Origin of the sequence: Marivita sp. (assembly GCF_022763305.1) — a bacterium.
Lineage (GTDB): Bacteria > Pseudomonadota > Alphaproteobacteria > Rhodobacterales > Rhodobacteraceae > Marivita.
The window spans coordinates 36213-49453 of the sequence record NZ_JALEGT010000019.1 but is presented as its reverse complement, the minus strand read 5'-3'; the positions used below and the strand labels follow the sequence as shown (position 1 = coordinate 49453).

Sequence of the window (13241 nt, the reverse complement as noted above, 5' to 3'; positions counted from 1 at the left end):
ATGTGGCTGATTTCAAAATCACCATACCGTGTTGCGGGCTGAGGAAGCCTCTGCTACATCCGCGCTGATTTCTATGCCATGCGGCATTTGCCAAACTGAAAACGCCTCTGACCACCGGTAATTCGGGGGATCGGAGGCAGAATAGCGGAAGGGTGGACGTGTCTGAATCAGCATCCATTTCCTCGGGCATCGCGGATCGCTATGCCACGGCGGTCTTCGACCTCGCCAAAGAGGGTAAAGAGCTCGACAAGCTCGAAGCGAATCTCGACGATCTGTCGGCCGCGCTTGCCAGCAGCCCGGAATTGGCCGATCTGATCCATTCGCCTGTCTATACCCGCGAGGCGCAATCGAACGCGATCTCGGCGGTGGCTGCGAAAATGGGTCTGACCAAGACCATGCAGAATGTGCTGGCCCTGATGGCGTCCAAGCGTCGCCTCTTTGTTCTGCCGCAGATGATCAACCGTCTGCGCGATCAGATCGCGGAAGAAAAAGGCGAAGTGACAGCCGACGTCGTGTCCGCCGTCAAACTGACCGCCGCTCAATCGAAAGAGCTTGCCAGCACGCTCAAGGCCAAAGTTGGCAAAGATGTTAAGATCAATGCGACCGTTGATGAATCCCTCATCGGCGGTCTTGTCGTTAAAGTGGGCTCGAAGATGATCGACACGTCGATCCGCTCCAAGCTCAACTCCCTGCAAAATGCTATGAAAGAGGTCGGATAAATGGGTATCCAAGCAGCCGAGATTTCTGCGATCCTGAAGGAGCAGATCAAGAACTTCGGGCAGGACGCCGAAGTCACCGAGGTGGGCCGCGTCCTGTCCGTTGGTGACGGTATTGCGCGCGTTTACGGCCTCGACAACATTCAGGCCGGTGAGATGGTCGAATTCCCGGGTGGAATTCGCGGCATGGCTCTGAACCTTGAAGCCGACAACGTCGGTATCGTTATCTTCGGGTCGGACCGCGACATCAAAGAAGGCGACACCGTCAAGCGCACCAACGCCATCGTGGACGTTCCGGTGGGCGACGAGCTGCTGGGCCGCGTTGTTGACGGTCTGGGCAACCCGATCGACGGCAAAGGTCCGATCAAGACCGCCAACCGCTCCATCGCGGACGTGAAGGCACCGGGCATCATTCCGCGTAAATCCGTGCACGAGCCGATGGCAACCGGCCTCAAGGCCGTTGACTCGATGATCCCGATTGGCCGTGGCCAGCGCGAGCTCATCATCGGTGACCGTCAGACCGGCAAGACCGCCGTGGCTCTGGACGCCATCCTGAACCAGAAATCCTATAACGACGCCGCTGGCGACGACGAGAGCAAGAAGCTCTACTGCGTCTACGTTGCTGTCGGTCAGAAGCGCTCCACCGTGGCGCAGCTGGTGAAAAAGCTCGAAGAGAGCGGCGCAATCGAATACTCAATCGTCGTGGCCGCAACCGCGTCGGACCCCGCGCCGATGCAGTTCCTCGCACCGTACGCTGCAACTTCGATGGCCGAGCACTTCCGTGACAACGGCCGTCACGCGCTGATCATCTACGATGACCTGTCCAAGCAGGCCGTGGCCTACCGCCAGATGTCCCTGCTTCTGCGTCGTCCGCCGGGCCGCGAAGCGTATCCGGGTGACGTGTTCTACCTCCACTCGCGCCTGCTCGAGCGTTCGGCCAAGCTGAACGAAGACAATGGCTCCGGGTCGCTGACGGCTCTGCCGATCATCGAAACCCAGGGTGGCGACGTGTCGGCGTTTATTCCGACCAACGTGATCTCGATCACCGACGGTCAGATCTTCCTTGAAACCGAACTCTTCTACCAGGGTATCCGCCCGGCCGTGAACACCGGTCTTTCGGTGTCTCGTGTGGGTTCGTCCGCTCAGACAAGCGCGATGTCCTCGGTTGCCGGTCCGGTGAAACTGTCGCTCGCTCAGTACCGCGAGATGGCTGCCTTCGCCCAGTTTGGCTCCGACCTCGACGCCTCGACCCAGCAGTTGCTGAACCGGGGTGCGCGTCTGACCGAACTGATGAAGCAGCCGCAGTATTCGCCGCTGACCAACGCGGAAATCGTCTGCGTCATCTTCGCAGGCACCAACGGCTATCTCGACAAGATCCCGCTGGATCGCGTCAAGGATTTCGAAGCCGGTCTGCTGGGTCACATGCGTGGCAAGCGTCAGGACATCCTCGAGTGGATCACCAACGACGATCCCAAGATCAAGGGTGACGCCGCCGACAAGCTCAAGGCCGCGATTGACGAATACGCCGCCGACTTCTCGTAAGGAGACGAGGCAATGCCAAATCTCAAGGATTTGAAAAACCGGATCGCGTCGGTCAAATCGACCCGCAAGATCACCAAGGCCATGCAAATGGTGGCCGCCGCAAAACTGCGGCGGGCACAGGATGCGGCCGAGATGGCGCGTCCCTACACCGAGCGGTTCAATGCCGTGATGGGTGCACTTGCAGCCAGCGTCGGTGACAGCGACAGCGCGCCGAAGCTGCTGAGCGGCACCGGCAAGGACGACGTGCATCTGCTCGTCGTCATGACGGCGGAGCGTGGTCTGTGCGGTGGGTTCAATGCGAACATCGCGAAGCTGGCCAAGCAGAAGGCGACCGAGCTCAAGGCCAAAGGCAAGACGGTCAAGATTTTGACCGTCGGCAAAAAAGGCCGTGACGCGATGAAGCGGGACTTCGGCAACCTGTCCGTTGGTCACATCGACCTGAGCGATGTGAAGCGGATCGGTTACGCGGATGCACAGGGCATCGCCAAGGATATTCTTGGCCGCTTTGATGCGGGCGAATTCGACGTCGCAACGATCTTCTATTCGAAGTTCGTCAACGTCGTAAGCCAGGTCCCCACGGCCCAGCAGGTCATCCCGGCGGCATTCGATGCGCCCGAGGAAGGGTCGGCTGAAGCCACAACGCTTTACGATTATGAGCCGGACGAAGAGGCGATCCTCGCTGATCTTCTGCCGCGCGGAGTGGCCACGCAGATCTTTGCGGCGCTGCTTGAAAACGGTGCGTCCGAACAAGGCGCCCGGATGAGCGCGATGGACAACGCAACGCGCAACGCGGGCGAAATGATCGAAAAGCTCACCATCGAATACAACCGTTCGCGTCAGGCCGTGATTACCAACGAACTGATCGAAATTATCTCGGGCGCCGAGGCGCTCTAAGAACCGGAGACGAAACATGGCAAACGCAAAAGGCAAAATCACGCAGGTGATCGGCGCCGTCGTGGACGTTCAGTTCGACGACCACCTGCCGGCTATTTTGAACTCGCTGACCACGGACAACAACGGCAAGAAGCTCGTTCTCGAAGTGGCCCAGCACCTTGGCGAAAACACCGTGCGCACCATCGCGATGGACGCAACCGAAGGCCTCGTTCGCGGTCAGGAAGTTGTCGACACCGATGGCCCGATTTCGGTTCCGGTGGGTGCCGCAACGCTCGGCCGCATTCTGAACGTCGTCGGCGAGCCGGTGGACGAAGGTGGTCCGGTCGAGGCGGAAGAGTTCCGTCCGATCCACGCCCCTGCGCCCGAGTTCTCGGAACAGTCGACCGAGTCCGAAATCCTCGTCACCGGCATCAAGGTGATCGACCTTCTCGCACCCTACTCCAAGGGCGGTAAGATCGGTCTCTTCGGCGGTGCCGGCGTGGGCAAGACCGTTCTCATCATGGAACTGATCAACAACATCGCGAAAGTGCACTCGGGGTACTCGGTGTTCGCGGGTGTGGGTGAACGGACCCGTGAGGGCAACGACCTCTACCACGAAATGATCGAATCCAACGTGATCAAGCCCGACAACCTCAAGGAAAGCCAGGTGGCCCTTGTGTACGGTCAGATGAACGAGCCTCCGGGTGCGCGTGCCCGTGTGGCCCTGACCGGTCTGACACTGGCCGAACAGTTCCGTGACCAGTCCGGTACCGACGTTCTGTTCTTCGTGGACAACATCTTCCGCTTCACGCAAGCCGGTTCCGAGGTGTCCGCTCTCTTGGGTCGTATCCCGTCTGCTGTGGGCTACCAGCCGACACTGGCCACCGACATGGGCGCGATGCAGGAACGCATCACCTCGACCAAGGCTGGCTCGATCACCTCGATCCAGGCCGTCTACGTGCCTGCGGACGACTTGACCGACCCGGCGCCTGCAACGACCTTCGCACACCTCGACGCCACCACCGTTCTGTCGCGTGCAATTTCCGAGCTTGGCATCTATCCTGCGGTGGACCCGCTCGACTCGAACTCGCGTCTGATGGATCCGCAGATCGTGGGCGAAGAGCACTACCAGGTTGCCCGTGACGTTCAGGGTATCCTGCAGCGCTACAAGTCGCTTCAAGACATCATCGCGATCCTCGGCATGGACGAACTGTCCGAAGAGGACAAGATGACCGTTGCCCGTGCCCGCAAGATACAGCGCTTCCTGTCGCAGCCGTTCGACGTGGCGAAGGTCTTCACCGGATCCGACGGTGTTCAGGTCCCGCTCGAAGACACGATTGCTTCGTTCAAGGCGGTTGTGGCTGGCGAATATGACCACCTCCCCGAAGGTGCCTTCTACATGGTTGGCGGCATCGAGGAAGTGAAAGCCAAAGCCGAAAAGATGGCTGCCGACGCGGCATAATCCGGGCGCTCATCAGCCCTCGCGGGCTTTCTCGCGAGGGTGCCCGTAAGGGCAGACGAGCGCTTCACCCCAAAGGAGATCCCACATGGCAGAGACCATGCAATTCGATCTGGTCAGCCCCGAGCGCAGCCTGATGTCGGCGCAGGTCAAATCTGTGCAGATCCCGGGTGCCGATGGTGACATGACGGCGATGCCGAACCATGCGCCGCTGATCACGACGCTGCGTCCCGGCGTTCTCAAGGTCGAGACCGACAAGGGCATCGAGGAATTCGTCGTGACAGGTGGTTTTGCCGAGCTTGGCGAAGGCCTGTCGGTTCTGGCGGAACGCGCTGTGCCGAAAGCGGATGTTGATCAGGCCACCTACGAGGCGATGGTCGACGAGGCGCATGCGGCCTACAAGCAGACCAAGGAAACCTTCAAGAACGAACCCGGTCCGGTCGATGACGCGGCCAAGCTGCTGGCCGACATGGTTGCGGTCGGCACGCATATCGGCCTTTCGCCGAAACAACCGTCGCTCTGATCCGGTTGCCGTTTCCAGATCAAAAGCCCCGCAGCGATGCGGGGCTTTTTTCGTTTTGTCCCTCTTCGCGTTGCGGTAGAACATCGTGACTTCAACGGACGGTGACATGCAAATCATCAACAGCTCCCGGATCGGGATCGCACAAGGGGCGGTCGATCTCTTTTCCGATTTCGAGGAAGGGGGCGAGATGTGGACCGGAGAGGGGTCGCGCATGCGGAGCCAGTGGATCGGGTTCGATCGACCGTTCAGCACTCCACCGCTTGTGCATGTGTCGCTTACGCTTTGGGACATGGACAGCGCGCATAATGTGCGGGCCGATCTTGCGGCTGAAAACATTTCGGAAAGCGGGTTTGATGCGGTGTTCCGCACCTGGCTCGACACCAAGGTTGCGCGTGTCCGGTTGTCCTGGATCGCCATGGGTGCTGTGGCCGACGACGACGCATGGGACGTCGTTTAGCGCAGAGACGCGCCAAGACCTGTCAGTCCGGTATCACCAGTTGACGAACCTGCGCCATGATTGCCTGATGGCATTCCCGCGCCGTCGCTCCCTGGAACACTGCGGCTCTTGTTCCCCAGGTGTAGATCGCCCAGATCGATTTGGCCGTCAGCATCGGGTCAAGCGATGACCGAAACTCGCCACTGTCACAGCCCTTCTGCACGAGAAGAGCAACGGCGTCCTTGAACCCGGCGCGCACGGTTTCGTTGTCTTTCTCTGTCTCCGGGGGCCACACCCAGGCATAGGATTGCATCACCGCAAGCAAACGGGTGTCTTCGATATCGCCATCAAGCCACGCATGCAGCATGTCGTCCATTTGCGCCAACGCCGACTTGGCGGCGTCCCCGGTTGCAACCGTGTCCACGTATTGCAGCGCGTTGTTTTGCCGAATGATCTCGTACAGCAGACCCGGCTTGCCGCCGAAATAGACGTTTATCATGCCATGCGTGACACCGGCCGCGCTCGCGATCTCCGTCACGGATACGGAATCGTAATCGCGTTCCGCAAAGAGCCTCCGGGCGGCATCCAGAAGGCGCGCGCGGGTTTCTTCGCGACGAATGTCCTTGGCGGTCCGGCGAGGGTAAGGTGCGTTTTGGTTCTGCGTCACGTTATCTGGATAGCAACTGCGCGAAACCAGTCAATTCCAATCCTGTCGTGGCGTCAAAAGATACCACGGACATTGACAATGTCATAAACATTGATAATAACATTATCAGCAAGTGGAAATGATTGACCGATCTGCCTTGCTGGAGCCTGCTTTCGTTCTTGGGCAACCCCAACTGTCCAAGATCGGAAGCAGGACTTCCCGCGCCCTCCCAATGCTGCACGGGCGCATCTGCGCCGAACCATTCAACCAGGTCGGGGATGCCTTGTCAGAGGATGCCTTCATAGATCGGTCCCAGAGTTTCGGTCTCGAAGAGGGACGATACGGACGTACCATTCCAGATGTTCAGGATTGCCTGCGCGAACATCGGTGCGGTCGGAACGATGCGGATGTTCTTGGCGCTGGAAACCGCGTCTGTCGCCTGGATTGAATCCGTGATGACCAAAGACTTCATAACAGACTTGGTGATCCGCTCCACGGCGGGACCGGAAAGAACACCGTGTGTGATGTAGGAATGTACTTCGGTCGCACCGTGCTGCATCAAGACTTCGGCCGCCTTGCACAGCGTTCCGGCGGTATCGCAGATGTCGTCCACGATGATGCACTTCTTGCCGGTCACGTCGCCGATGACGGTCATCTCCGCGACCTCGCCGGGCTTCTCTCGGCGCTTATCCACGATCGACAGCGGCGCATTGATCCGCTTGGCCAACTCCCGCGCGCGGGCCACACCGCCCACGTCCGGCGAAACGATCATGATATCCGACATTCCGTCTTTGAACTGTTCCATGATGTCGAGCGCAAAGATCGGCGAGGCGTAGAGGTTGTCCACCGGGATATCGAAGAACCCCTGAATCTGCGCTGCGTGCAGGTCCATCGTCAGAACGCGTTCGATCCCCGCCTCGACGATCATGTTCGCGACCAGCTTGGCACTGATCGGCGTACGGGCCTTTGAGCGACGGTCCTGGCGGGCATAGCCGAAATACGGGATCACGGCGGTGATCCGCGCGGCCGATGACCGACGCAGGGCATCGGACATGATCAGCAGTTCCATCAGGTTGTCGTTCGCCGGGTTCGATGTCGGCTGGATGATGAACATGTCCTCGCCGCGCACGTTCTCGTACACTTCGACGAAGATCTCCTGATCGTTGAACCGCTCGACCCGCGCATCCACCAGTCCGACACTCATGCCGCGATACATCGTCATGCGGCGTGCGATGGCCTTGGCCAATGGCATGTTCGCATTGCCGGAAATCAGTTTGGGTTCATCAATGCTGGGCATGGCGGCAGGCTCCGTGGGCGGTCAGGTATGACAGATTCGTGACGTTGCGCTCGCCTTAGCATGGGCCTAACGTCGCGCAAAGCAGGTGAACCCCGGAAGGACCAAATGGCCCACATTGATTACTTTTTCTCAACACTGTCGCCATATGCCTATCTTGCGGGCACGCGGATGGAGGAGGTCGCCGCGAAACATGGCGCGACCATCACCTACAAACCACTCGACGTTGTTGCCCTGTTCGGGCGCACTGGCGGCACTCCGCCCAAGGAACGGCACCCCAGCCGTCAGGAACTGCGCGCACAGGAACTGACGCGCCAGTCGAAGAAGCTGGGAATGGCGCTCAATCTGCAACCGGCCTTCTGGCCGACCAATGGCGCGCCGTCGTCTTATGCCATCATCGCGGCGCAGAATGCCGGGGGTGGCGATCTGGGCAAGTTGGTGCATGGCTTCCTGCGGGCCGTCTGGGCCGAAGACAAGGATATCGCTCAGGACGACGTGGTGCGCGCCACGCTGTCTGACGCGGGGTTTGATCCGGCCCTGGCCGACAGCGGATTGCTCAGCGGTGCTGAAACCTATGCCGCCAATCTCGAAGAGGCAGCGTCGCGCGGCGTGTTCGGAGCGCCCTTCTATATCACCGACACCGATCAGCGGTTCTGGGGACAGGACCGGATCGAGGATCTGGACCTGCATCTGTCCGGAAAGATCTGATGCTTGACGAGGTCAAAGCCGGCTTTCCGGTGTTCACCCGGTCGTTCGGGACCGGGCCGCAACCGGCTGTCTTGCTCCATTGCGCCTTGGCCCATTCCGGGGCCTGGACGCCTCTGGCTGCGCGCTTGTCTGACGATCTGTCCATGATCGCGCCGGACATGCCAAGCCATGGGCGCAGCGCCGCGTGGGATCACCGGTCCGACCTGCACGATCAGGTCACGGCCATCGCACGGGAATGTCTGGGAGCAGGCGGGCATGTCATAGGGCACAGCTTCGGCGCGACCGTCGCGTTGAGGTTGGCGATGGAAACGCCCGAGGCCGTGCGCAGCCTGACCCTGATCGAACCCGTGTTCTTCGCCGCCGCGCGGGAAAGCGATCCGGACGTGTTTCAGGCCTACCATGAGACATCTCGTGCCTTTGGCGCCGCATTGGTGGAGACTGACTGGGTCTCGGCGGCGGCCGCATTTTTCACCGTGTGGGGCGATGGCCGGCCTTGGGATGCGCTCAGCGAGAAAGAGCAAACCGCGTTCTGCACCAAGATGCCGTTCATCGCCGAGACCGAACCGTGTCTGTTCGAGGATGACAAATCGCTTTTGGAACCTGGCCGCCTTGAGAGGATCACCTGTCAGACCCGACTGATCCGGGGCTCGAAGACGGAGCCCGTGATCGAAGCGATCCACAGAACACTGGAACGTCGCATCCCGAACGCGGTCGATGTGATCGTGGATGGTGCCGGACATATGGTGCCAATCACGCATCCTGACCAAGTGGCCCGCATCATCGCCGAGATCATAAGCGGCTGACCCCCTTGCAAGACGGGGTCCGGTGCGCCATCTACGCCGTGTCTGGACGGTAACGGCGACAGGAGACACAGATGATCGAACTTGGACAAAGCCCGGCACAGGCTGACCTGATCAAGGATGTGTCACAGGACGCCTTCATGGCCGAAGTAATCGATGGCAGCATGGAGACTCCAGTTATCGTCGATTTCTGGGCGCCGTGGTGTGGTCCGTGCAAGACATTGGGCCCGATGCTCGAAGCCGAAGTGCTTGGCGTGCGTGGTGCGGTCAAAATGGCCAAGGTCAATGTGGACGAGGCGCAGGGCTTGGTTCAGGCGCTGGCGCAACAGGGTCTGCCGATCCAGTCGATCCCAACCGTTGTCGCCTTCGTCAAGGGACGCCCGATCGACATGTTCCAGGGCGCCTTGCCGGGATCGGAGATCAAGGCCTTTGTCGAACGTGTCGTCAAGGCAGCGGGCGGCGATGCCAGCGGTGGTCTGGATGCGGCGGTGGACGCTGCGGAAGAAATGCTCGAAGCCGGTGCCGCCGCAGATGCGATGCAGACTTTCGCGGCAGTGCTCGAGGAAGACCCGATGCATGCCCGCGCCTATGCCGGTCTTGTCCATTGCGCAATCGCAGTCAACGATCTCGAGCAAGCTGAAGCGATCCTGAACGGCGCGCCGGCCGAGATCTCGGGCAAGCCGGAACTGGAAGCGGCGCATGCCAAGCTGGAACTCGCAAAGCAGGCGAGCAACTCGGGGCCCGTCGCGGAATTGCTTGCGGCAGTGGAGGCGGATCCGGACAATCATCAAGCCCGCTTCGATCTTGCGCAGGCGCTGTATGCCAAGGGTGACGGGCAGGGTGCGGTCGATCACCTGCTGGAGCTGTTCCGTCGCGACCGCGAATGGAACGACGCCGCCGCGAAAACGCAGCTCATGACGATTTTCGAAGCGCTGAAACCCAATGATCCGGTTGCCCTGAACGGACGTCGCAGATTGAGCTCGATGATATTTGCCTGAGCCGTCCGTCAGGCTAAGTCCTTTCGCATGACAAGAGTCACTGAACTTCCGGGGTCCATTCCCGTGTTTCCGTTGCCCGGGGCGCTGCTGCTGCCCCGCGCGAGGTTGCCATTGCACCTGTTCGAGCCGCGCTATCTGCAGATGCTTGAAGATGCACTGAAAACGCCCACCCGTTTGATCGGTATGGTCCAGCCCAACGCACGCCCGAATGGCGACAAGGGGGCGCTGCACCGCATCGGCTGCGCGGGTCGCGTGACGCAGTTCTCCGAGACCGAGGACGGGCGCTACATGATCACCCTGTCAGGCATATCGCGGTTCCGGCTTGGCGACGAGTTGGAAGGCTTTACGCCCTATCGGAAGTTCGAGGTCAATTGGGACGGGTTCGATCGGGATCAGGGCGGGCCCGAGCAGGACCGCGGGTTCGACCGTGATGCGTTTCTGGGCCTTTTGGACCGCTACTTCTCGGCGCGGGATCTGTCGGCGGATTGGGCAACGCTGAAAGAAGCGGATAACGAGCTGCTGATCAATTCGCTGTCGATGCTGCTGGATTTCGAACCGGAAGAGAAACAGGCCCTTCTCGAAGCGCCCTCGTTGTCCACCCGCCGTGAGACTCTGGTGACATTGATCGAATACGCCCTGCGCGGCGGACAATCCGAGGACATCCTGCAATGACAGACACTCCCGCATTCGACCGCAAGATGCTGGAAGCGCTGGTCTGCCCGCAAACGCAGGGCCGGCTTGAATATGACGCCACGCGCCAAGAGTTGATCAGCCACACCGCGCATCTGGCCTATCCGATCCGGGACGGGATCCCGATCATGCTCGCCGATGAGGCGCGCGAGATCGACTGACATGATCCTGTTGAATTGACAGCCATCCTGCCCTGAGCTACCTCGCCGGTCTTTCAAGGACGCGAGAGACAGAATGGCACGCAAACGCAAGGGGCGCGATATTTCCGGATGGCTGGTGGTGGACAAACCTGCCGGCCTCACCTCGACCGCCGTGGTAAACAAGGTGCGATGGGCGCTTGATGCGCGGAAGGCCGGACATGCCGGCACGCTCGACCCCGAAGCGACAGGCGTGCTGGCGGTGGCGCTTGGCGAGGCGACCAAGACCGTGCCTTATATCACCGACGCCCTGAAGGCGTACGAGTTCACCGTACGGTTCGGACAGGCCACCCGTACGGATGACGCCGAAGGCGACGTGATCGCAACCTCTGATCTGCGGCCCTCCGATGACGAGTTGAAGGAAGCACTGCATCGGTTTGTCGGAGAGATCGAACAGGTTCCACCGCAGTTTTCCGCAGTGAAGATCGACGGTGAACGGGCCTACAAACGCGCCCGGGACGGCGAAGACATGGATCTCGCAGCACGCCCGCTTTACGTCGACGAACTGACCCTGCTGGATCGGCCAGATGCAGATCATGCCGTCCTGATGCTGGTCTGTGGAAAGGGCGGATATGTCCGTTCAATTGCCCGCGATCTTGGTGAGGCTTTGGGGTGTTACGGTCATGTCCTGCAGCTGCGTCGTGTCTGGTCTGGGCCCTTTGAGGCCGAGGAAGGGTTAAGCCTCGAAGCGATCGACGCAATGGCGCGCAGTCCCGAATTGGACAGCCATCTCAAGCCGTTGGAGATTGGTCTCGCGGACCTTCAGGAGCTGACCTGTTCGCCGGAGTCAGCGGCGAAACTGCGCAACGGCAACCCCGCCTTGGTGATCGCCTCTGGTGTCGAATACGGCGAGGAGTGTTGGGTGTCCTGCGACGGTGTGCCTGTCGCGGTGGGGCGCTACAAGTCAGGCGAGGTGCATCCTTCGCGGGTTTTTGTCTTGGCATGACCGACTTGCCCCCAGACCTCCAAACCGGCCTGAGGTACCGCTCGCACGAGGCCGAGGGGAGCATGTCGCGGGTCTGGTATTCGGAATGCGATCAGTACCGCTTTGGTTTGTCCCGGCAATGGGATTCGGATCGACCCGCGCTTTTTTTCATCATGTTGAACCCGTCAACGGCGGATGAACACCGCAATGACCCGACCGTCGCCCGGTGTGAAAGCCGGGCAAGGGCGATGGGCTTTGGCGGTGTGGTCGTCGCCAACCTCTTTTCCTTTCGCGCGACGCGCCCCACGGACCTCAAGAGAGCTGACGCGCCGATCGGCGATCGGACGGATGCGGTGCTCGACCATTGGGCGCGCTCCTCCGGAATGACAGTGGCAGCGTGGGGCGTACACGGTGCGCATCAGGATCGGGGCAAGACGGTGGCCCGGCGTCTTTCGGCACCGATGCATCACTTGGGACTCACCAAAGACGGCCATCCGCGACATCCGCTCTACGTGGCTTTCGACACAGCGCCGATGCCTTGGCCGATGGCAGGCCGTTACACGCCGCACTGACAGCTGGATCGTCACCCAATTGGTTTCAAACCTTTCTTCACGGTTTTTCAGGTAGTCTGGGCAAGCCATTTGAACAGGGTTGATCCAGATGATGTCGCACTTTCGCAGACTGGCTGCCGTCGTTTCGGTCTTCGTGCGGTCCAGGCCTTCAGCCCGGATCACTGTGGTGCAAGGGGGTAGCGTTCCGGTGCGGAACCTGGGCCTTTTCCAACCTTTCGGACGCATTCACGAGCATCCGATCCGATCACGTCCGGTTCGGGTGTTTACGCTGGATGCGGCGCGCGCCTGCGTCCTCGAACGGGTGAAAACAGCCAGCCCGGACATGGCGCTGCGGTTGAGTCCCGGGGCACCCGACTGGATCGATGTGCTGCTTGACGGCAAAGTTGTGCTTCAAATGCCGACGCGGATCCTGAGGGCGCGATAGGGCAGATGTGCGACCCGTCGCAATAGTCTTTCCAAGACGGACTTTTTCGCCTATACGCCCGCATCCGCACGCGGTGCGGAGATTCTCCACGGGCCCTGCTGGACGACATCCCGGCTTGTGCCATCCACACAAACCTTCGAAAGGAGACCCCGATGTCGATCACTGTTGAAGAAAAGAACCGCCTGATCAAGGAATTCGCAACCAAGGACGGCGACACCGGTTCGCCCGAAGTCCAGGTCGCCATCCTGACGAGCCGTATTGCCACGCTGACCGAGCATTTCAAGACCCACAAGAAAGACAACCACTCGCGTCGTGGGTTGCTCAAACTGGTGGCACAGCGCCGTAAGCTTCTGGACTACACAAAGGCCAAGGATGAAGCGCGCTATCAGAACCTGATCCAGCGCCTTGGTATCCGCCGCTGATACGATCAGACGATTT

At 60.4% G+C, this 13241-nt stretch carries 16 protein-coding genes; 14 read left to right on the top strand and 2 right to left on the bottom strand.

Features of this window, described 5'->3' with window-relative positions; genetic code table 11:
* Positions 1-152 precede the first annotated feature (152 nt).
* The 6 genes from MRY75_RS03600 (at position 153) to MRY75_RS03575 (ending at position 5570) form a co-directional block, all read left to right on the top strand.
* Positions 153-719: a F0F1 ATP synthase subunit delta gene (locus MRY75_RS03600; RefSeq protein ID WP_292305780.1), complete on the top strand. Its 567-nt coding sequence runs from the start codon at positions 153-155 to the stop codon at positions 717-719.
* Positions 720-2258, top strand: coding sequence for a F0F1 ATP synthase subunit alpha (gene atpA / locus MRY75_RS03595; RefSeq protein ID WP_292305779.1), 1539 nt, complete (start codon positions 720-722; stop codon positions 2256-2258). It abuts the gene before it with no gap.
* A 12-nt stretch (positions 2259-2270) separates the two neighbouring features.
* Positions 2271-3152, top strand: a complete 882-nt coding sequence (locus MRY75_RS03590; RefSeq protein WP_292305778.1) for a F0F1 ATP synthase subunit gamma — start codon at positions 2271-2273, stop codon at positions 3150-3152.
* A gap of 16 nt (positions 3153-3168) precedes the next feature.
* The gene (gene atpD, locus MRY75_RS03585; protein ID WP_292305777.1) at positions 3169-4593 is read left to right on the top strand and encodes a F0F1 ATP synthase subunit beta; all 1425 of its coding nucleotides are present in this window, start codon (positions 3169-3171) and stop codon (positions 4591-4593) included.
* 85 nt (positions 4594-4678) lie between these two features.
* The gene (locus tag MRY75_RS03580; RefSeq protein WP_292305776.1) at positions 4679-5113 is read left to right on the top strand and encodes a F0F1 ATP synthase subunit epsilon; all 435 of its coding nucleotides are present in this window, start codon (positions 4679-4681) and stop codon (positions 5111-5113) included.
* Positions 5114-5219: 106 nt separating this feature from the next.
* Positions 5220-5570: an H-type lectin domain-containing protein gene (locus MRY75_RS03575; protein ID WP_292305775.1), complete on the top strand. Its 351-nt coding sequence runs from the start codon at positions 5220-5222 to the stop codon at positions 5568-5570.
* 22 nt (positions 5571-5592) lie between these two features.
* Here MRY75_RS03575 and MRY75_RS03570 read toward each other — a convergent pair whose 3' ends face one another.
* Together MRY75_RS03570 and MRY75_RS03565 are read right to left on the bottom strand one after the other, a co-directional pair.
* Positions 5593-6216 carry a TetR/AcrR family transcriptional regulator gene (locus MRY75_RS03570; RefSeq protein WP_292305774.1) on the bottom strand — a complete coding sequence of 208 codons (624 nt, stop codon included), beginning with the start codon at positions 6214-6216 and terminating at the stop codon, positions 5593-5595.
* A 265-nt stretch (positions 6217-6481) separates the two neighbouring features.
* Positions 6482-7492 (bottom strand): ribose-phosphate pyrophosphokinase, encoded by a 1011-nt coding sequence (locus MRY75_RS03565; RefSeq protein ID WP_292305773.1) that lies wholly within the window; start codon positions 7490-7492, stop codon positions 6482-6484.
* Between the two features lie 105 nt (positions 7493-7597).
* On the opposite strand from MRY75_RS03565, the gene MRY75_RS03560 reads away from it, so the two are divergent.
* The 8 genes from MRY75_RS03560 to rpsO all read left to right on the top strand — a co-directional run bounded on the left by MRY75_RS03560 (position 7598) and on the right by rpsO (position 13225).
* The gene (locus tag MRY75_RS03560; RefSeq protein ID WP_292305772.1) at positions 7598-8197 is read left to right on the top strand and encodes a 2-hydroxychromene-2-carboxylate isomerase; all 600 of its coding nucleotides are present in this window, start codon (positions 7598-7600) and stop codon (positions 8195-8197) included.
* Positions 8197-9000: an alpha/beta hydrolase gene (locus tag MRY75_RS03555; protein ID WP_292305771.1), complete on the top strand. Its 804-nt coding sequence runs from the start codon at positions 8197-8199 to the stop codon at positions 8998-9000. The genes MRY75_RS03560 and MRY75_RS03555 overlap by 1 nt, the downstream gene beginning before the upstream one ends.
* A 71-nt stretch (positions 9001-9071) precedes the next feature.
* A complete protein-coding gene (locus MRY75_RS03550; RefSeq protein ID WP_292305770.1) occupies positions 9072-9995 on the top strand; it encodes a co-chaperone YbbN in 924 nt (307 codons plus the stop codon).
* Between the two features lie 27 nt (positions 9996-10022).
* On the top strand, positions 10023-10667 hold the full coding sequence (locus MRY75_RS03545; protein WP_292305769.1) for an LON peptidase substrate-binding domain-containing protein: 645 nt from the start codon (positions 10023-10025) through the stop codon (positions 10665-10667).
* Positions 10664-10846, top strand: a complete 183-nt coding sequence (locus MRY75_RS03540) for a Trm112 family protein (protein WP_292305768.1) — start codon at positions 10664-10666, stop codon at positions 10844-10846. Before MRY75_RS03545 ends, MRY75_RS03540 begins: the two co-directional genes overlap by 4 nt.
* Positions 10847-10919: 73 nt before the next feature.
* The gene (truB, locus tag MRY75_RS03535) at positions 10920-11828 is read left to right on the top strand and encodes a tRNA pseudouridine(55) synthase TruB (protein WP_292305767.1); all 909 of its coding nucleotides are present in this window, start codon (positions 10920-10922) and stop codon (positions 11826-11828) included.
* A 62-nt stretch (positions 11829-11890) separates the two neighbouring features.
* A complete protein-coding gene (locus MRY75_RS03530; protein WP_292305766.1) occupies positions 11891-12379 on the top strand; it encodes a DUF1643 domain-containing protein in 489 nt (162 codons plus the stop codon).
* A gap of 576 nt (positions 12380-12955) precedes the next feature.
* Positions 12956-13225, top strand: a complete 270-nt coding sequence (gene rpsO, locus MRY75_RS03525; protein ID WP_292305765.1) for a 30S ribosomal protein S15 — start codon at positions 12956-12958, stop codon at positions 13223-13225.
* The last annotated feature ends 16 nt before the right edge of the window (positions 13226-13241 follow it).